This is a genomic window from Rathayibacter rhapontici (assembly GCF_001995175.1).
Classification (GTDB): Bacteria; Actinomycetota; Actinomycetes; order Actinomycetales; family Microbacteriaceae; genus Rathayibacter.
Window position 1 is genome coordinate 1 of the sequence record NZ_MUKN01000070.1, and the last position, 19,274, is coordinate 19,274.

The following is a 19,274-nucleotide window of genomic DNA, read 5'->3' on the forward strand; positions in this document are numbered from 1 at the left end:
GACCGGCACGGCGAGGGGCGAAACGGCGCGATCCGCACGGCCGAGAGCGCGCGGAGCCGGCGCGGGCGGGCCCGGTAGCCCTCGAGCGCGTCGGCGACCTCGCCGATCGCTCCCCCGGTCGCGCGTCGCGCGCCACTGCCGGGGACTGGGCGAGCACGAGCGGCCCGCGCACGGCGTCGAGCAGGCGTGGCACCGTTGCGAGGGCGAGGGCGGCGGACGCGACGAGGGGCGATCACGGCGGAGAGGTCCGATCCGGTCAGCGCGGCCGGGACGACGGCTGCCGGACCGACGGGCAGCAGCACCGCGAGGGCGGTCACCGCGGCCAGCCCGGCGGACCAGCGCGGCGGGAGGCACTCGCCGGCGAGCCACGCGACCGCGAGGACCGCCCCGCCGGCGGCTCCCCCGACGGCGGCGAGTGGCAGCGACGACTCCGTCGCGACCGCGATCAGGACCGCGGCAGCGGTTCCGGCGAGCACCACGGCCGCGCTGGACGAGGCGACCGGTCGGCGGAGGACGAGACGCCGGGGCAGGTCGGTCGCGAGGAGCACCGCGGTGGGGTGCGGCTCGTCGACCGCCGGACCTCGGACCCGGCCCAGGAGGACCGCGGCGGGCAGGAGCAGTCCGGCGACGACTCCGACGACCGCCGGCACCTCGAGGCCCGCGAGCACCGGAGCCGGATCGCCGGCCAGCAGGACCAGAGCGCGCAGCACCGGCAGCACGACGACGAGCACGGTGAGGGCGGCGAGGTAGCCGGAGTAGGCGCGGTCGCGAGCATCGGACCGGGAGCGGTGCAGGGCTCGCACCGCGCGGATCCGGTTCATCGGCGGCCCAGCCGGAGCTCGCGGGTGGCGAGGCCGTCGGTCACCGGCGCGCTGTGCGTGGCGATGATCACCGCCCGATCGCGAGCCGCCTCCCGCAGCACCTCGACCGCGAGCGGCACGCGGTCGACGTCGAGGCGCTGCTCCGGCTCGTCGAGCAGGAGGACCTCGCTCGGCCGGGCGAGCACGAGAGCGAGGGAGAAGAGCTGGGTCTGGCCCGAGGAGAGCTCGTGGGGGAAGCGGCGGGCGAGGGCCCGGAGTCCGAGGGAGTCGAGGCCCTGGACGGCACCCTCGCGGGCCTCGGCGAGCGTCGCACCCCACGACAGGGCGACCATCGCGAGATGGTCCTCGAGGGTGAGATCGCGCTCGAACGGCGGGGTGCCGATGAGAGCGGCGACGCGGCGCCGGTGCTCGTGCGAGCGCTCGTCCACCGGAGCCCCGGCGACCTCGACGGTGCCGGCGGTGGGAGGGGTCAGCCCGGCGATCACGCGGAGCAGCGTCGTCTTCCCGCTGCCGTTGGGGCCCGTGACGGCGACGACCTCCCCCGGCTCGACCTCCAGCGAGAGCGGCGCGAGCAGCTCGGCCTCGCCGCTCCGCACGGCGACCTCGCGGAGTCGGACGAGCGGAGCGTCTGACGGCACGGGCGCGATCCGGCGGCGAAGGGCGAGCAGCGGCATGCCCCCATTTTGTCAGCGGCGTCTGGTGGCGTCCGAGCGAGAAGAGGCGGAAGAGGCGCGACGCCACGTGCGGCCGGCGGCCATGAGAAGAATGAACAGCACGTCTTTGTCAGCCCTCTGCTCTTCATCAGAGGCGTTCAGGCCCTCGATCTCAGACGTCGCGCGCGCTAATCGACGTTCAAGAGCCGATCGGGCCCATGAAGTCCCCGCCGAGTTCAGTGTCCAGGCGAAGAGACCACCCTCGACTCCTCGTCGTTGCAGCAGTGACGACGCAGTCACCAGCCCGATCACTGCGACAAAACCCATGCCTGTTTCCCAGCGACCCGCAACCATCTCGCTGAAGGGGAAGATCAGAACCAGCAGCGTCACAACAGCGGGACCGACAGTGCTCGTGACCTTCTCGCTCGTCCCCCGGCCCGTCAAGAGAAGAAAGAGCCCGAGAAGATCTGCGGTTGAGAGCAGGAACGCGACGACGAGGAATGAAAACTCCTTTACCACCACAGTCGACACGGGCACTCCCGCGAACAGAGTGGCCAGGCCCGCGACCGCTGCAGCCGTGACAGTGTTGACGACCAGCACGACGATGGGTGCGCGCCCCGCTCGTCCGGCGAGATCACCCAAACGCGTACTGAGCCACTCCTTCTCGCGTTGAGCCGCATCTCTGCGCTCGCGATAGTCGAAAGCGATGAAGGTTCCCAACTGCGCTGCCAGGAAAACGAGGACAGCGAACGACGGACCGATCAGAAGTAGGGCACCGAGTAGCTCGCGGTCCTCAGCGGCCGCGACGAGTACGAGAAGAATCGGAGGGACGAGAGAGGCGGTGAGCAACTCTGCGACGAACCCGAGCCTGCGTCGGGTGAGGGTTGCGGACGGCCGACCTCTCAAATCTTGACCGGCAATGAGCAGATAGAAGCTGAGTAGGACAGGAACGTTCACTCCGAAGGCCCAGCCGATGTGAGCGAGTACGACCGTGCCCGCTTGCACTGCCGACGCGGAAGTCTCCTCGAACCCACCTCCTCCCAGCGCGAAAACAAGCACGACGAGCGAGGTCAAGACGATCGAGATGACGCCCATCTCGATGAGCGCTTCCCGCGACGAGCGAGTAGGCGTCTCGTCCTGCGGGGGTGATTCAACCCGTGATTTTCCCATGAGAGAAACGTAGGAGCGACGTCCGACAGACCTCGTCCGCGTTGCTGACCGACGAGCGGAAGTCGCAATCCGGGGCCGGAGTCCACATCCGCCGGTCATCGGCGCGTAACACGACGCGGCTAGGGTCACCGCGGGGCGCATCCGGCGACCCGGAACAGGATCACCGTGCCCGACACCACTCCCCTCGATCGAGGAGCGCCGCCGAGCGCCGAGCTGCACATCCACATCGAGGGCACGATCGAGCCCGAGCACATCGTCGAGATGGCGCGCCGCAACGGGGTGGCTCTGCCGACGGAGGACATCGACGCCCTGCGCGCCCGGTACGCGTTCACGGACCTCGGCTCGTTCCTCGACCTGCACTACTCGAACCTCACCGTGCTGAAGACCGAGCGCGACTTCTTCGAGCTCGCCACCGGCTACCTCGACCGGGCGAAGCTCGCGAACGTCCGGCGCGCCGAGATCTTCTTCGATCCGCAGACGCACCTGGGCAACGGAGTCGCGCTCGAGACGGTCATGGCCGGACTCACGCGCGCGCTCGGCGCGAGCCTGGAGACGCACGGGATCTCGACCGACCTCATCATGTGCTTCCTGCGCGACCTCGGCGCCGAGGCGGCCGACGAGATGCTGACGGCGATCCTCCCCTACCGCGAGCACATCATCGGGGTCGGGCTCGACTCGAACGAGGTCGGCTTCGGACCGGAGCTGTTCGTCGACGTGTACGCGCGGGCCGCGGCGGAGGGGCTGCACCTCGTCGCCCACGCGGGCGAGGAGGGCGGGCCCGAGACCGTCGCCGCGACCCTCGAGCTCCTGAAGGTCGAGCGGATCGACCACGGGATCCGCGCGATGGAGGATCCGGCCGTCGTGACGATGCTGCGGGTGCAGAAGGTGCCGGTCACCGTGTGCCCGCTGTCCAACGTGGCGCTGCGCGCGGTGGACACGATGAAGGACCACCCCCTGCCCGAGATGCTGCGCCAGGGCCTCGTCGCGACGGTCTCGAGCGACGACCCGCCCTACTTCGGCGGCTACGTCGACGCCAACTACCGGGCGCTGGTCGAGGAGCTCGGCATGGACGACGAGCAGCTCGAGCAGCTCGCGCTGAACTCGTTCGACGCGGCGTTCGTCTCGGCGGAGGACCGCGACCGCTGGAAGGCGGAGGTCCGGGCGCACTTCGGGCACTGACGACCACCGCGAGATGCCACTCCGGTACGCCCGTGACGGCGTGTCGTGCACTGAACCGGCATCTCGCGGAGGGTCGAGGGGCTAGGAGTGGTCGTCGAGGTCGGGCTCGGCGCGGCCGAGGTCGGCGACCTCCTCCTCGGGGCGCGGGGCGATCGTCTCGTCGTCCTCGAGCTCGGGGATGCTCGGCTCGTCGGGCGCGGGGACGCGCGGCGGGACGGAGTGCTCGGCGGGTGCGGTCACGGTGATCCTTCGTTCGGGGGTCGGAGGGCGGTCGGTCAGCTCGCGACCGCGGCCGGCTCGGGGAAGAGCGCCTCGAGCAGGTTCGCGACCCAGTCGATGAGCGCGCGGTCGTTCAGCGGCACGCCGTCGAGGACGGGCATCGGAACGACCACGCGTTCGCCTGCTGGAGGTACTTGGCACTCGGGTACATCCGGCGCAGCCGGACCTGGATCGAGTCGGCGAGGTGCGCCGGCGCGACCCGGACGTTCGAGCCCATCGCGACGACGTCGCTGAGCCCGGCCTTCTGAGCGCGCATCCGCAGCCGCGACACCAGGATCAGGTTCTCGACCGCCTCGGGCAGCTCGCCGTAGCGGTCGGTGAGCTCCTCGACGACCATCTCGACGCTGCCCTCCTTCGCGGTGGGCGACGACGCGGCCGAGAGCTTCTGGTAGGCCTCGAGGCGCAGCCGCTCGCTGTCGACGTACTCCTCGGGTATCCGCGCGTCGACCGGCAGCTCGAGCCGCAGCTCGGTCTGGCCCTCGGCGACGTCGCCGCGGAAGGTGTCGACGGCCTCGCCGATCATCCGCAGGTAGAGGTCGAAGCCGACGCCCTGGATGTGACCCGACTGCTCGCCGCCGAGCAGGTTGCCCGCCCCGCGGATCTCGAGGTCCTTCAGCGCGATCTGCATGCCGCCGCCGAGATCGGTGTTGGCGGCGAGGGTCTGCAGCCGGTCGTGCGCCGTCTCGCTGAGCGGCTTCGTCTCGTCGTAGAGCAGGTAGGCGTAGGCGCGCTCGCGCCCGCGGCCCACGCGCCCGCGCAGCTGGTGGAGCTGCGAGAGCCCGTACTTGTCGGCCCGATCGACGATGAGCGTGTTGGCGTTGGGGATGTCGAGGCCGGTCTCGACGATCGTCGTCGAGACGAGCACGTCGAACTTGCGCTCCCAGAAGTCGACGATGATGCGCTCGAGCTGCGCCTCGCTCAGCTTGCCGTGCGCGACCGCGATGCGCGCCTCCGGAACCAGCTCGGCGAGCTGCGAGGCCACGCGGTTGATCGTCGAGACGCGGTTGTGCACGAAGAACACCTGGCCCTCGCGCAGCAGTTCGCGGCGGATGGCGGCGCCGACCTGCTTCTCGGAGTACGGGCCGACGAACGTGAGGATCGGGTGCCGCTCCTCGGGCGGGGTCGCCAGCGTCGACATCTCGCGGATGCCCGTGACCGCCATCTCGAGGGTGCGCGGGATGGGCGTCGCACTCATCGAGAGGATGTCGACGTTCTTCTTCAGCGCCTTCAGCTTCTCCTTGTGCTCGACGCCGAAGCGCTGCTCCTCGTCGATCACGAGGAGTCCCAGGTCCTTGAAGACGATGTTGTCCGAGAGGAGGCGGTGGGTCGCGATCACCATGTCGACGGTGCCGTCGGCGAGCCCGTCGATCGTCTCCTTCGACTCCTTCGCGCTCTGGAAGCGGCTCAGGGCGCGCAGATGCACCGGGAAGCCGGCGAAGCGCTCCTGGAAGGTCTCGAGGTGCTGGCGCACGAGCAGCGTCGTCGGCACGAGCATCGCGACCTGCTTTCCGTCCTGGATCGCCTTGAACGCGGCGCGCACGGCGACCTCGGTCTTGCCGAAGCCGACGTCGCCCGAGAGCAGGCGGTCCATGGGGATCGGCCGCTCCATGTCGGCCTTCACCTCGTCGATCACGGTCAGCTGGTCGGGCGTCTCGGCGAAGGGGAACGCCTCCTCCAGCTCGCGCTGCCAGGGGGTGTCCGGCGGGAACGCGTGGCCGGGCGAGGCCATGCGGGCCGAGTACAGCTTCACGAGCTCGACGGCGATGTCGCGGACCGCGCGGCGCGCCTTGCTCTTCGCCTGGGCCCAGTCGCTGCCGCCCATCTTGCTCAGCGCCGGCGCCTCTCCGCCGACGTAGCGCGAGAGGAGGTCGAGCTGATCGGTGGGCACCAGGAGCTTGTCGCCCGGGAAGCCGCGCTTGCTCGGCGCGTACTCGAGCACGAGGTACTCGCGCTTGGTCTTCACCGCGTTGCGGCCGCCGCTCGAGACCTCGCGCTGCGAGAGCTCGACGAACCGCCCGATGCCGTGCGTGGCGTGCACGACGTGGTCGCCGGGCGTGAGCTGCAGCGGATCGACGACGTTCTTGCGGCGGGACGCGAGCTTCTTGACGGCGCGGGAGTCGTAGCCGACGGTGCGTCCGTAGAACTCGGTGTCGGTGAGCAGCGCGAGCTTCGCCTCCGGGACCTCGAAGCCGTGGTCGACGGACGCCTGCAGCACGTAGGCGAGACCGGCCTCGACCTCGCCGGGCAGGTCGGCGACGATGCGCGCGGCGACCTCGTGCTCGGCGAGCACCTGGTCGGTGCGCTCGACGGTGCCGGTGCCGGGTGCGGTGAGCACGACGGTCCAGCCGTCGGAGAGGCGGGAGCGGACGTGGGCGAGCGCGCCCTCGACGTTCGCTCCGAATCCGGGCACGGGCTCGCCCTCGACGCGGACGGCGAGGATCTCGTCGATCCCCAGGTCTTCGGGGAGGACCTCGGCCTCGCCCACGGCGGGGCCCTGGCGGAAGGTGCTCATGGTCCACCACGGGTGATCGGGAGCGGCGGCGCCGGGGGCGCTGAACTTCACCGAGTCGCGCAGGGCGCCCAGCGGGATGAACTCGCCCGAGGCCAGATCGATCGGCGCCTCGGCTCCGGCGGTCGCGGCACTCCACGCGGCCTGGAGGAACTCGCGGTTCGTCTCGGCGAGGCTGATGGCGCGGGTGGCGACGCGCTCGGGGGCCAGCACGGCGACGGCCGCGCCCTCGGGGAGGTAGTGCGAGATCGGCACGAGGCGCTCGAGCAGCGCCGGCGCGAGCGACTCCATGCCCTCGACCGGGATGCCCTCGGCGATCTTCGCGAGCATGGCCGAGAGGCTGGGGAACTCGTGCAGCATCTCGCGCGCGCGCTGGCGGACGGCCGGGACGAGCAGCAGCTCGCGGCTGGGCGGCAGCACCACGGAGTCGGACTCGCCGGGCAGCGAGCGCTGGTCGGCGACCGAGAAGGCGCGGATCGAGTCGACCTCGTCGCCGAAGAAGTCGATGCGGCTGGGGTGCTCGGCCACGGCGGGGAAGACGTCGAGGATGCCGCCGCGGACGGCGAACTCGCCGCGCCGCGTGACCATGTCGACGCGCGCGTAGGCGAGATCGACCAACTCGGCGGAGATGCGGCCGAGGTCGTAGCCGCGCGTGCCCTTGACGAGGCGGATCGGCGCGATGTCGGCGAGGTTGTCGGCGACCGGCTGCAGAGCGGCCCGGACGGAGGCGACGACGACCAGCGGCTTCTCGGCCGTCCAGGTCTTCATGCGCCGCAGCGCGTCGAGGCGGCGGCCGACGATCTCGGCGCTCGGGCTCAGCCGCTCGTGCGGCAGCGTCTCCCACGCGGGGAACTCGACGACGTCGGCGTCGGGCATGACGCAGCTGAGCGAGGCGCGGACGTTCTCGGAGTCGCGGCCCGTCGCGGTCACGACGAGCGCGGCCTGCGGTCGGCCCGCCTCCGCCCGGCGCTCGAGCAGCCCCGCGAGCAGCGGGACCCGCAGGCCGTCGGTGACGGAGAAGTCGGCGTCGCGCACCGCGTACGCCAGTGCGTCGTCGAACGTGGAGGCGCGCGAAAGCGCCGAGATGATCTCGTTGAGTGGCACTGTCCGAGTTTACTGCGGACCCCCGACACGGAGCTGGTGGGGGTCGATCGCGGGCGCACGTCAGCCGGGCGGGGCGGACCAGAGCGGGCGGGCTCGGGCGCCGCGTCGAGAAGAGGGGCGGCGTCGAGCAGGGTGAGGGTCTCGCGGACGGAGCGGGCCGGCCAGGAGACGGCGATCTCGAGCGAGGGCAGGGGCGGGAGAGGCCAGAGCCAGAACTCGCGCGACCACGAGTCGCCGTGCACGTCCGGGCGGCCGGCGCCCTCGAGAACGGGACCGGGCACCTCGGTCTCGGCGAGATCGCCGATGCTCGCCCACGGGGACTCGTCCAAGGTGGTCACGCGACGGCCGTCGGCGAAGCGGACTCCCCAGCGCAGACCCTGGGGAGAGAATCGCTCGTCGAGCTGCCCGCGGCCGTGGGCGCGCTCGAGATACTCGAACACCCGTTGCCGCGCGCGCCGTCCGGTGTCGGAGACGCGCACGGTCATCCTCAGCAGCATCCCCTCCGAGTGGCAGCGAGCCAGCTCGAGCGAGACGACGGTGTCGGCGGAGCGACCGAGCTCCCGGTCGATCAGGACGAGGCCGGGCGCTCGATGCCAGGGGGCACCGGTCCAGGCCGGCAGGTCCCCCAGGGGGAGGTGGTCGTCCTCGTCGTACGGGCGCGGATCGATGTCGGGGAAGAACGACTCGCTCACGGTGGACCTCCTCGCAGACGGTCCCGTCACCGTACCCGGCGCGCGGCGCCGAGCGCGGGACGAGGCGCGCGAAGAGGGGACGCCGGCGCAGGGCGCGACTCGATCAGCAGGGGGTGGCGAGGAGGTCGACGGGAGGCGGGCTAGGCGCTCGTGTGGAACTTCAGCTGCGCGGCGGCGAGGCCGGAGTCGGCGATCAGCTCGACGGCGTCGGCGGCGTCCTGGATCAGGATGGGAAGCGTCTCGCGCTCGGGGCCCGCGAAGTCCTTGAGGACGAAGTCGGCGGCGGGCTGGCGGCCGGGCGGACGGCCGATGCCCACGCGCACCCGGAGGAAGTCGGCTCCGTCGGTCGCGGCGAGGATGTCGCGGATGCCGTTGTGGCCTCCGTGACCGCCGCCGTGCTTCAGGCGCAGGGTGTCGAACGGGATGTCGAGCTCGTCGTGCACCACGATCAGGCGCTCGGGGGCGAGCGAGTAGAAGTCGAGCAGCTGCGAGGTCGGGCCGCCCGAGAGGTTCATGAAGCTGTTCGGCTTGCCGAGCACGAGCTTCGGGCCGCCGGGGCGCAGGAACCCCTCGGCGACCGTCGCGTTCGCCCGCGTGTGCCGGCGGAACGAGCCGCCGATCCGGGAGGCGAGCTCGTCGAGCACCATCTGGCCCACGTTGTGCCGGTTGCGCGCGTACTGCGCTCCCGGGTTGCCGAGCCCGACGACGAGCCAGGTGTCGCCCATGGTGGTCCTTCTCTCGTGCCGGATGCGGACGTGCCGGATGCGGAACGGGCCCGCTCGCGATCGCGGCGGGCCCGTCCGGTGGTGCGGGTGGGGAGACTACTCGGCGGTCTCGGCGACGACGTCGCCCGAGGCCGGGGTCTCGTCCTCGTCGCCCAGGTCCTGCTCGACCTCGGCGGTGACGTTGACGACGAGCACGTCGGCCTCGGTGACGAGGGTCGCGCCGTCGGGCAGCACGACGTCGCCGGCGGCGATCTGCGTGCCGGCCTCGAGGCCCTCGACCGAGATGACGATGCTCTGCGGGATCTTGGTGGCGTCGACCTCGAGCGAGAGCGTGTTGGCGTCGATCGAGACGAGCGTGCCGGGAGCGGCCTCGCCCTCGACGTGCACGGGGATGTCGACCGAGACCTTCTCGCCGAGCTTGATGACCACGAGGTCGATGTGCTCGATGATCTGGCGCACCGGGTCGCGCTGGATGTCCTTGACCAGGGTGGTCTGGGGGGTGCCGTCGATGTCGAGCTCGAGGATCGCGTTCGCCTTGCGGGTCAGCAGCAGGACCTGGTGGCCCGGCAGCGTGACGTGCTGGGGCTCGGTGCCGTGGCCGTAGAGGACCGCGGGGATCTTGTCCTGGGCGCGGATCTTGCGCGCCGCTCCCTTGCCGAACGAGGTGCGGAGCTCCGCGACGACCTTGTTGGTGAGTTCAGCCATGATGTTCTCCTTGGGCGGCGCGCACGCCACCGGATCGGGTCGTGGCCGGGGCCACGGACGGGGTTTCGACTCGAACGCATGTCAGCGTGAGGAAAAGTCCGCGGCGCCCCTCTCGGGGCCTCGCCTGCTTCCACCGCGTCGATCACGGATGCGTGGTGCATCCCTCGCCGAAGTTCAGCTGCCCACCCTACCGGCCGATCACCTCCCCCGCCACCCGTTCTGCGCTGCCGGGAGGCGGTCAGGAGCACTCGTTAGCGTGCGGACCATGACTGACGACGACTTCGGCTCCTACGTGGAGAAGAACGGGTTCCACCGCGACACGAACTACATCCCCACGCGGATCACCGCGGACGGGAGCGACGGCTTCCCCGTCGAGGCCGGCCGCTACCGCCTCGTGGTCTCGCGGGCCTGCCCGTGGGCGAACCGCGCCGTGATCGTCCGGCGCCTGCTCGGGCTCGAGGACGCCCTCTCGATGGGCATCTGCGGTCCGACCCACGACAAGCGCAGCTGGACGTTCGACCTCGATCCCGGCGGAGTCGACCCGGTCCTGGGCATCCCGCGCCTGCAGGACGCGTTCCTGAAGCGCTTCCCCGACTACCCCCGGGGCATCACCGTGCCCGCGATCGTCGACATCCCCTCCGGCGAGGTCGTCACCAACGACTACCCGCGGATGACCCTCGACTTCTCGACCGAGTGGACCGCGTTCCACCGCGACGGAGCGCCGGAGCTCTACCCGGACCACCTCCGCGACGAGATCGACGAGGTGGCCGAGCTGGTCTTCCACGACGTGAACAACGGCGTCTACAAGTGCGGGTTCGCGGGATCTCAGAAGTCGTACGAGCGGGCCTACGACGCGCTCTGGGCCCGTCTCGACTGGCTCGAGGAGCGATTGAGCACGCAGCGCTACCTGGTCGGCGACACGATCACCGAGGCGGATGTGCGCCTGTTCACGACGCTCGCCCGCTTCGACGCCGTCTACTACAGCCACTTCAAGGCGAACCGGAACCTGCTCTCGGCGATGCCCGCCCTCTGGGGCTACGCGCGCGACCTGTTCGCGACTCCGGGCTTCGGCGACACCATCGACTTCACCCACATCAAGTCGCACTACTACGAGGTGCAGCGCGACATCAATCCGACCGGAGTGGTCCCGAAGGGCCCGGACCTGTCGGGCTGGCGGGTCCCGTCGCACCGCGAGGAGCTGGGCGGGCGGCCCTTCGGCGACGGCACTCCTCCGCCGCCGCCGATCCCCTCGGAGCGGGTGCCGGCCGACCACACCGTGTGAGCTCCTCCGCACGGCCGTGAATCGCGGCCGCGACCGATGTGCACGCTCGGGACCGGGCCGCCGCCGAGCCGCTTCGGTAGCCTGGGCGCGTCCCTGAACGCGTACGTCGAGGAGAACCGTGTCTGACAAGCCCACCGCCACAGCCAACATCGGAGTCGTCGGTCTGGCGGTGATGGGCTCGAACCTGGCCCGCAACCTCGCCAGCCGCGAGGGCAACACCGTGGCCGTCTTCAACCGCTCCTACGGGCGCACCGAGACGCTCATCACCGAGCACCCCGAGGCCGGCTTCGTCGCCTCGGAGACCATCGAGGACTTCGCCGCCTCGCTCGCCACTCCGCGCACGGCGATCATCATGGTGCAGGCCGGCCGCGGCACCGACGCCGTCATCGACCAGCTGACGAAGGTCTTCGAGCCCGGCGACATCATCGTCGACGGAGGCAACGCGCTCTTCACCGACACGATCCGCCGCGAGAAGGCGGTCCGCGAGACCGGCATCCACTTCGTCGGCACCGGCATCTCGGGCGGCGAGGAGGGCGCGCTCAAGGGCCCCTCGATCATGCCCGGCGGCTCGGTCGAGTCGTACAAGACCCTCGGCCCGATCCTCTCCTCGATCGCGGCCGTCGCCGAAGGCGAGCCCTGCGTCACACACATCGGCACCGACGGCGCCGGACACTTCGTCAAGATGATCCACAACGGCATCGAGTACGCCGACATGCAGCTCATCGCCGAGGCGTACGACCTCCTCCGCACCGTCGGCGGCCACGAGCCCGCCGCCATCGCCGAGGTCTTCGACGCGTGGAACAAGGGCGACCTCGAGTCGTACCTGATCGAGATCACCGCCGAGGTGCTGCGCCAGGTCGACGCCGGGACCGGCTCGCCCTTCATCGACGTCGTCCTCGACCAGGCCGGCTCCAAGGGCACCGGCGTCTGGACCGTGCAGAACGCGCTGGATCTCGGCGTGCCCGTCGGCGGCATCGCCGAGGCCGTCTTCGCCCGCGCCGTCTCGTCCAAGCCGGAGCAGCGCGCCGCGGTGCAGAACCGCGTCACGTCGCGCCCGACCCCGGTCGCCCTCTACGACGGGTTCGAGGACGACGTCCGCGCCGCCCTCTACGCCTCCAAGGTCGTCGCCTACTCGCAGGGCTTCGACGCGATCATCGCCGGAGCCGAGAAGTACGGCTGGGAGATCGACAAGGGCGCCGTCGCGAAGATCTGGCGCGCGGGCTGCATCATCCGCGCGCAGTTCCTGAACCGCATCGTCGACGCCTACGCCGAGAACGCGGGCATCACGACGCTGCTCGAGGACCCGTACTTCGCCGAGGCCGTCGCGAACGGCGAGGCCGCCTGGCGCCGCATCGTCTCGACCGCCGCGCTCTCGGGCGTGCCGATCCCCGGCTTCGGAGCCGCGCTGTCGTACTACGACTCGCTCGCCTCGAAGCGCCTGCCCGCCGCCCTCGTGCAGGGCCAGCGCGACTTCTTCGGCGCGCACACCTACCAGCGCGTCGACAAGGAGGGCACCTTCCACACGCTGTGGTCGGGCGACCGCTCCGAGGTCGAGCAGGACCCGTCGACGCACTGACCTCCTGACACGCCGGAGCGCCCCCGCGCCTCGATCCTCGGATCGGGTGCGGGGGCGCTCTCGTCGTCCCCGGGCTCAGCGCAGCCAGACCGTGGTCTCGGGAGGCAGCACTCCGTCGCCCAGCGGACCGCTCGCGAGCAGCACCTCACCGGCCGGCAGAGCGACCGGGGTCGCGCCCAGGTTCGTCGCCGAGCGCCAGCCGTCCGGGCGCGCGAAGTGCAGCACGTCGGTCTCGGAGTCGAGCCACTCGAGGTGCTCGCCGGACTGCAGCTCGTGCCGCAGGGCCAGCGCCCGGCGGTAGAGCGCGAGCGTCGACTCCTCGTCGCGCTCCTCGGCCTCGACGGAGGAATCCGCGAACCAGCCCGGCTGCGGCAGATGCGCGGTGCCCGGTCCGAAGCCGAAGGAGTCGCCGGCGACCGTCCAGGGCAGGGGCACCCGGCAGCCGTCGCGGCCCACGTCGGTGCCGCCGCTGCGGAAGAAGGTCGGGTCCTGGCGCTGCGCATCCGGGATCGCCGGCACCTCGTGCAGGCCCAGCTCCTCGCCCTGGTAGAGGTAGGCGGAGCCGGGCAGAGCGAGCAGGAGGAGCGTCGCGGCGCGCGCTCGGCGCAGGCCCCGCTCGGCGTCCAGCTCGGGCTCCACTCCCCCGCTGAGCAGCCACTGCTTCGCGGGTGCGGTCACCGCGTCCCCGCGGGCCGGCAGTCCGTAGCGCGTCGGGTGGCGGACGACGTCGTGGTTCGACAGCACCCATGTCGTCGAGGAGCCCGACTCGGCGGCGAGCTCGAGGTTGAACGAGATCAGGCGGCGGAACTCCTCCGCGTCGAAGTCGGCCTCGAGCAGGTCGAAGTTGAACGCCTGGCCCAGGCCCTCGGGGCTCGCGTACCGGGCGCGGCGGGAGGCGTCGACCCAGGCCTCGGCCACGGCGGTGCGCGGCGGGTCGTAAGAGTCGAACAGGGCGCGCCACTCGGCGTAGACCTCGTGCACCTCGTCGCGGTCCCAGAACGGGTGCGATCCGTCGATCCGTTGGGCCTCGATCTCGGCGGCCGCGGGCAGCGGCTCGCTGAGGTCCTTCACGAGCGAGTGGGCCACGTCGATCCGGAAGCCGTCGACACCGCGGTCGGACCAGAAGCGGAGGGTGTCGAGGAAGTCGTCGCGGATCTCGCGGTTCGCCCAGTTCCAGTCGGGCTGCTCCTTGGCGAAGAGGTGCAGGTACCACTGGCCGTCGCCGACCGGCTCCCACGCGGGGCCGCCGAACACCGACTCCCAGTCGCTGGGCGGGAGCGAGCCGTCGGAGCCGCGGCCGTCGCGGAACACGTAGCGCTCGCGCTCGGGCGAGCCCTTCGGCGCCTGGAGAGCCTCCTGGAACCAGGGGTGCAGATCGGAGGAGTGGTTCGGCACGATGTCGACGATCACGCGGATGCCCGCCTCGTGCAGCAGCCGCGTCGTCTCGTCGAACTCGGCGAGCGTCCCGATCCGCGGGTCCACGTCGCGGTAGTCGGCCACGTCGTACCCGCCGTCGGCCAGCGCCGACGGGTAGAACGGGCTCAGCCACACCGCGTCGATCCCGAGCTCGCGGAGGTAGGGGATGCGCGCGATGATCCCTCGCAGGTCGCCGATCCCGTCCCCGTCCGCGTCCGCGAAGCTCCGCGGGTAGATCTGGTACACCGCCGCCTGGCGCCACCACAGCGCGTCCTCCGCGGTGCCGCTCCTGGTGAGCAGGGTCTCGGTCATGCCGTTCCTTCCGTTCGTGATGTTCGGTGAGTCGTACCCGCCTCCTGGCGGACGTGGATCTCGATACGCCCGCTCCGCGGGCTACTCGATCAGCAGAGGTGGGCCCCTCCCCTGAGCGGCTGCTCGTGCGCAGCACGGCCCGATGCGTCTCTCGGAGGGTGGCCGCGGGTCTCGGGGTGGTCGGCTGCAAGGCGGAGGAGGGAAGGCGTAGCGGAGCTACGACGACCGATCGACAACGCCGCAGACGGCCGCCCCGAGGCCCGCGGAACGGAAAACGCCGCAGATCGCCGCCCCGAGACCCGCGAGCCTTACTTGATCGCCCCCTGGGTCACGCCGGACATGACCCAGCGCTGGGTGAAGAGATAGACGATGATCGCCGGCGCCATGGCCATCAGGTAGGAGGCGAAGGCGACGTTGTAGTCGTTGCTGAACTGGGTCTGGAAGATGCTCTGGAGCACCGGCAGGGTCTGCAGCGACGGGTCGGAGGTGATGAGCGAGGGCATCATGAAGTCGTTCCAGGAGGCGAGGAAGGCGAAGATGCCGACGGTCGCGCTCATGGGGGCGAGCAGCGGGAACACGAGTCGCCAGAAGACCTGGTTGGTGGTCGCTCCGTCCAGTCGCGCGCTCTCCTCGAGCTCCTCCGGCAGTGAGCGGAGGAACGCGGTGAAGAGCATGACGCTGAAGGAGAGCTGGAACATGACGTGCAGGATCGCGACGCCGATCGGGTTGTCGAGGCCGACGAGTCCGGTGAGCGAGACCTGCGAGAGGGCGAGGACCGGGAACGGCAGGAACATCGCGGCGAGCAGGTAGAAGAAGGAGTAGCGGTAGAAGCGGCGGTTCCAGTTGCGCGAGATTGCGTAGGCGGCGAGGGCGCTGAGCACGATCGTGCCGCCGACCGTGATCGCGGTGACCAGCAGCGAGACGGCGAAGCCTCGCGGGAAGTCGGTGAGGGTCCAGGCCTGCACGAAGCCGTCGATCGAGAACGGGGCGGGGATCGAGAAGGCGTTGCCGTCGACGGCCTGGGCGGTCGTCTTGAAGGCCATCGTGACGGTGACCCAGAGCGGCGCGATGACGGTCAGTGCGCAGACCGCGAGCACGAGGGTGAGGAGGAGGTTCGAGCGGTTCCGGCGTCCGCCGCGGCGGGCGTCGGCATCGGCCGCGGGGCGGGTGCCGGGCAGCGCCGGCGAGAGGGGGACCTGGCTGGTCATCAGAAGGCCGCCTTTCCGCGCGAGACGCGCAATTGCACGAGCGCGATCACGAGTGCGATGAGGAAGAAGATCGTGGCGTTGGCCATCTGGTAGGCGTAGTCGCCGCTGGTGAAGCCCGAGAAGATCGTCATGGCGACGCTGCGGGTCGAGGTGCCCGGTCCGCCGTTGGTGAGGCCGACGATGATGTCGTACGAGTTCAGGAAGTTCTTGAAGCCGATGACGAGGTTGATCACCACGTAGCCCGCGACCAGCGGCAGCGTGATCGAGCGCAGCTGCCCCCAGCTGGACGCGCCGTCCAGGGACGCCGCCTCGTAGACGTCGCCCGGGATCGAGAGCACTCCGGCGATGTAGATCAGCAGGGCGGAGGGGACCGCCTGCCAGGCGGTGACGATCACGATCGCGAGCCACGCCAGATCCGGGTTCGCGAGCATGCTGCTCGCCAGCGGAGTCGCTCCGATCGACGCGGCGAAGCCGGGCAGCGAATTCGAGAAGAGGAAGTTGAAGACGAACGCGATGATGATGCCCGAGACCACCATCGGCAGCACGAAGACGGCGCGCAGGGCGACCTTGCCCCGGATCTGCGTGGTCAGAGCGATGGCGAGCAGGAACGCGACGACGTTCACCAGCAGCACCGTGACCAGCGCGAGCCCGACGGTGAAGCCGTAGGACGCGAGGATCGCCGGGTCCGAGAAGAGCGCGACGTAGTTGGTGAGCCCGATGAAGCTCCACTCGCCGAAGCCGATGGAGTCGGTGAAGCTGAAGAAGACGCCCATCACCGCCGGCAGGGTGATCGCGAGGGTGAAGAGGATCAGCGCCGGGAGGAGGAACAGCGGGAACGTGAGGTCCCGGCGCCGCTTCGGCGTGGGGCGCGCGGCGGGGCGGACGGCGGCGCTGCGCCGCTCCTCCGTCCGTGCGGGGAGGGTGGTGGCCATGGTGTCTCGTCTCTGAGAGTGGTCGGCGGGGAGAGGGGTCGGCGGGAGGAGGGGTCAGGAGCGGAACGCGATGCGCGCCCAGTCGGCGTCGATCGTGCGCAGCGTGCGGGCCGGATCGGAGCCGAGGACCATGCCCTGCAGGTAGTTCTGCAGCGGGATGTTCTGCGGCACGAGCTGCGAGGCGCCGAGGCTGAACGCGGCCCGGTCGTAGAACTCCTGGAGCTCGACCAGCGTGGGCTGGGTGACGGCGGGCGCATCGGTCGTCACTCCGAACGCGTTGTTGTCGGCGTTGTAGGCGTCGATGATCTCGGGCTGCATCAGGAACGCGAGGAACTCGCGCGCGGCCTCCTTCTTGGTGGACGCCTCGGGGATCCAGAGAGCGAGGTCGACGTTGACCCGCACCCGGCGCTCCGCGGGGTCGTCGGTCATCGGGAGCGGGAAGGCGCCGATCGAGAGGTCGGGGGCGGTCTTCGCGATCTCGCTGAGCGCCCACGGCCCCTGGAAGTACATGGCGGCCTCGCCGTTCGAGAACGCGAGGTTGCGTCGCCGTACGCACGGCTCGCCGCGTCGGGGTTGGAGTAGGCGGCGATCTGCAGCATCTGCTCGACGGGAGCGGCGAAGTCCTTCTCGAAGGAGACCGGCGAGCCGGGGCCGACGTCCGGGCCCTGCTCCTTCAGCTGCGAGAAGAACGACTCGAGGTCGACGGTGCCGCCGACGGAGTAGTCGAACAGGCCCTGCGACACCGTCCACGGGTCCTTGTAGGTGCTGTAGAGCGGGGTGATGCCCGCGGCCTTCAGCGCCTCGCAGACGGCGACGAACTCGGTCCAGGTGGTCGGCACCTCGAGCCCCTGCTGGGCGAAGATCTCGCGGTTGTAGAGCACCGCCGACACCATCAGCGAGTAGGGCAGCACGCTCGTGCGGTCGGGGTAGGACGCGGTCTGCTCGATCAACGGCTGCAGCGCGGGGTTGATGCGCTGCGCCTCCGGGAGGTCGGACAGGTCGCTGAACGCGCCCCGCTCGACGAAGCGCGCGACCTCGAAGTTGTAGTTCAGGCAGCCGAGGTCCGGCGGGTTGGACCGCACGAAGCCGGCCGAGAGGTTGGAGGAGAAGTCGTGCACGACGCGGATGCGGGACTGCGCCGCGTGGAACTTCTCGATCACCTCGTCGAAGTAGCCGATGACCTCGGGCTTGGACTGGTGGAACACGATCTCGACGGTTCGTCCGGAGCCGGAGGGCGAGGCGCAGGCGGCGAGGCCGAGCGCGGCGGCGCCCGCTCCTGCCGCGGCGAGGAGGGACCCGCGGCTCAGGCCGCCGAGGGGTGGGGTGGTGAGGGGCACGTCGTCGTCTCCCGTGAAGTGTGGAAAAGTTGCTTCGTCGACTAAATCTAGGTAGAAAATCTAGTACGCGATGTACTGTTGCAGCCGATCCGCTCCGGGTCAAGAGGGGAGGCGGGACCGATGTCCGAGAACACGTTCTCGTTCCAGCGGCGCCGCAACGCCCTCGAGATCCTGCAGGGCGCATGGAGCGGCGACCCGCTCACCGCCTCCGATCTGATCGAGCGGACCGGCCTCACCCGCTCGACCGTCATCGCCGTCTGCGACGACCTCATCGAGCTGGGCTGGATCGAGGAGCTCGCCAATCAGCGCGCCGCCGGCGACTACGTGAAGGGCCGCCCCGCGCGCCGCTACGCGCTGCGGCGCACGGCCGGCGTGATCGTCGGAGTCGATGCCGGGCAGCACAGCGTCGGCGTCGACGTCGCCGACCTCCTGGGCGACACGATCGCGCACCACGTCGAGCCGGTCGACCACGAGCCGGTCGAGGAGCTGCCCCGCGAGCGCCGCCTCGCGGACATCGAGCGGATCCTGGACCGCACGCTGCGCGAGGCCGGGGTCTCGGACGACGAGGTCCTCGCCGTCACCTTCGGCGTCCCGGCGCCCGTCGACGCCGACGGTCGCTCCCCCGCCGACGGCAACGGCTTCTGGAGCGCGATGAACCCCGGCCTCGGCGACCGCTTCGCCGCGCGCGGCTGGTCGGCCGTCGTCGACAACGACGCCAACCTCGCCGCCCTGGCCGAGGGCTGGCGCGGTGCCGCCGTCGGCTGCTCGGACTACGTCGCGCTGCTCTCGGGCGAGCGCCTGGGAGGTGGAGTGGTCCTGGGCGGCACGCTGCTCCGGGGCGCCCGCGGGCTCACAGGCGAGATGCGCTACCTCGACCTGGTCGAGGGCGTCGGATCCGCCGAGGGCGTCGCGGCCCTCGCCCGCTCGTGGGCGCAGGAGGCCCTCGCCGTCCCCGGCCGCGCCCCGTCGCTCCTGGACGCCGTCGAGCACTCGGGCGCCGAGCAGGTGCTGGCCGCCGCCGCGGCGGGCGATCCGCTGGCGCGGGAGGTCGTCGACCGCCTGGCCGCCCGGCTGACGGCCGTCGCAGCCACCCTCGCGAACCTGCTCGACGTCTCGCTCCTCGTCGTCGGCGGCGCGCTCGCCGCCTCGGCCGAGCCCCTGCTCTCCGACGTGTCCGAGCGGGTCGTCGCCCTCGTGCACGCGCCCGCACCGCGGATCGTGCCCTCGACCCTCGGCGACCGCGCGGTCGCGCTCGGGGCGGTGCGGGCGGGCCTCGACCGCGTCCGCGCCGATCCGCTCGCCCTGCGTCTGAGCGGCGGCGCCTCCGCGACGGCGGCCGCCGGAGGCTGAGCGCCCCGGGCTCAGCGCCGGAAC

15 protein-coding genes and 2 pseudogenes are annotated in these 19,274 nt (G+C 71.0%); 4 read left to right on the forward strand and 13 right to left on the reverse strand.

The genetic code is table 11. The features are described 5' to 3' along the window. The 3 genes and pseudogenes from B0T42_RS16825 to B0T42_RS16835 all read right to left on the reverse strand — a co-directional run. Window positions 1–821, reverse strand: a pseudogene (locus B0T42_RS16825) (hypothetical protein); the annotation flags it as partial. Beyond that, a complete protein-coding gene (locus tag B0T42_RS16830; protein WP_077224197.1) occupies window positions 818–1,495 on the reverse strand; it encodes an ABC transporter ATP-binding protein in 678 nt (225 codons plus the stop codon). The pseudogene B0T42_RS16825 and the gene B0T42_RS16830, both read right to left, overlap by 4 nt. Window positions 1,496–1,507: 12 nt before the next feature. Next, window positions 1,508–2,644: a hypothetical protein gene (locus B0T42_RS16835; RefSeq protein ID WP_139344555.1), complete on the reverse strand. Its 1,137-nt coding sequence runs from the start codon at window positions 2,642–2,644 to the stop codon at window positions 1,508–1,510. A gap of 165 nt (window positions 2,645–2,809) precedes the next feature. Here B0T42_RS16835 and B0T42_RS16840 point away from each other — a divergent pair, with 165 nt between their 5' ends. Further along, the gene (locus B0T42_RS16840; protein WP_077224199.1) at window positions 2,810–3,823 is read left to right on the forward strand and encodes an adenosine deaminase; all 1,014 of its coding nucleotides are present in this window, start codon (window positions 2,810–2,812) and stop codon (window positions 3,821–3,823) included. 81 nt (window positions 3,824–3,904) lie between these two features. Here the strand turns inward: B0T42_RS16840 and B0T42_RS20240 are convergent, their stop codons facing one another. The 5 genes and pseudogenes from B0T42_RS20240 to B0T42_RS16855 all read right to left on the reverse strand — a co-directional run bounded on the left by B0T42_RS20240 (window position 3,905) and on the right by B0T42_RS16855 (window position 9,837). Beyond that, window positions 3,905–4,063 carry a hypothetical protein gene (locus B0T42_RS20240; RefSeq protein ID WP_158078169.1) on the reverse strand — a complete coding sequence of 53 codons (159 nt, stop codon included), beginning with the start codon at window positions 4,061–4,063 and terminating at the stop codon, window positions 3,905–3,907. 35 nt (window positions 4,064–4,098) lie between these two features. Further along, window positions 4,099–7,646 (reverse strand): annotated as a pseudogene (gene mfd, locus B0T42_RS16845) (transcription-repair coupling factor). Further along, on the reverse strand, window positions 7,538–8,407 hold the full coding sequence (locus tag B0T42_RS21595; RefSeq protein ID WP_236720369.1) for a hypothetical protein: 870 nt from the start codon (window positions 8,405–8,407) through the stop codon (window positions 7,538–7,540). Before B0T42_RS21595 ends, mfd begins: the two are co-directional and overlap by 109 nt. Window positions 8,408–8,547: 140 nt before the next feature. Then, window positions 8,548–9,132, reverse strand: coding sequence for an aminoacyl-tRNA hydrolase (gene pth / locus B0T42_RS16850; protein WP_077224200.1), 585 nt, complete (start codon window positions 9,130–9,132; stop codon window positions 8,548–8,550). A 96-nt stretch (window positions 9,133–9,228) separates the two neighbouring features. Beyond that, window positions 9,229–9,837 carry a 50S ribosomal protein L25/general stress protein Ctc gene (locus tag B0T42_RS16855; RefSeq protein ID WP_077224201.1) on the reverse strand — a complete coding sequence of 203 codons (609 nt, stop codon included), beginning with the start codon at window positions 9,835–9,837 and terminating at the stop codon, window positions 9,229–9,231. A 265-nt stretch (window positions 9,838–10,102) separates the two neighbouring features. On the opposite strand from B0T42_RS16855, the gene B0T42_RS16860 reads away from it, so the two are divergent. Together B0T42_RS16860 and gndA are read left to right on the forward strand one after the other, a co-directional pair. Next, the gene (locus B0T42_RS16860; protein ID WP_077224202.1) at window positions 10,103–11,119 is read left to right on the forward strand and encodes a glutathione S-transferase family protein; all 1,017 of its coding nucleotides are present in this window, start codon (window positions 10,103–10,105) and stop codon (window positions 11,117–11,119) included. Window positions 11,120–11,291: 172 nt separating this feature from the next. Further along, on the forward strand, window positions 11,292–12,695 hold the full coding sequence (gndA, locus tag B0T42_RS16865) for an NADP-dependent phosphogluconate dehydrogenase (RefSeq protein WP_236720370.1): 1,404 nt from the start codon (window positions 11,292–11,294) through the stop codon (window positions 12,693–12,695). Between the two features lie 75 nt (window positions 12,696–12,770). On the opposite strand, the gene B0T42_RS16870 is transcribed toward gndA, so the two are convergent. The 5 genes from B0T42_RS16870 to B0T42_RS16885 form a co-directional block, all read right to left on the reverse strand. After that, window positions 12,771–14,423, reverse strand: a complete 1,653-nt coding sequence (locus B0T42_RS16870) for a glycoside hydrolase family 13 protein (RefSeq protein ID WP_077224204.1) — start codon at window positions 14,421–14,423, stop codon at window positions 12,771–12,773. 308 nt (window positions 14,424–14,731) lie between these two features. Then, window positions 14,732–15,631 (reverse strand): carbohydrate ABC transporter permease, encoded by a 900-nt coding sequence (locus B0T42_RS16875; protein ID WP_077224205.1) that lies wholly within the window; start codon window positions 15,629–15,631, stop codon window positions 14,732–14,734. Then, a complete protein-coding gene (locus tag B0T42_RS16880; protein ID WP_077224206.1) occupies window positions 15,631–16,563 on the reverse strand; it encodes a carbohydrate ABC transporter permease in 933 nt (310 codons plus the stop codon). The genes B0T42_RS16875 and B0T42_RS16880 overlap by 1 nt, the downstream gene beginning before the upstream one ends. Window positions 16,564–16,617: 54 nt before the next feature. After that, window positions 16,618–17,073, reverse strand: a complete 456-nt coding sequence (locus B0T42_RS22450) for a hypothetical protein (RefSeq protein ID WP_342418272.1) — start codon at window positions 17,071–17,073, stop codon at window positions 16,618–16,620. Then, complete coding sequence (locus B0T42_RS16885; RefSeq protein ID WP_342418273.1) at window positions 16,989–17,900, reverse strand: ABC transporter substrate-binding protein; 912 nt, start codon at window positions 17,898–17,900, stop codon at window positions 16,989–16,991. Before B0T42_RS16885 ends, B0T42_RS22450 begins: the two co-directional genes overlap by 85 nt. A 120-nt stretch (window positions 17,901–18,020) precedes the next feature. On the opposite strand from B0T42_RS16885, the gene B0T42_RS16890 reads away from it, so the two are divergent. Beyond that, window positions 18,021–19,250 carry an ROK family transcriptional regulator gene (locus B0T42_RS16890; protein WP_077224207.1) on the forward strand — a complete coding sequence of 410 codons (1,230 nt, stop codon included), beginning with the start codon at window positions 18,021–18,023 and terminating at the stop codon, window positions 19,248–19,250. The last annotated feature ends 24 nt before the right edge of the window (window positions 19,251–19,274 follow it).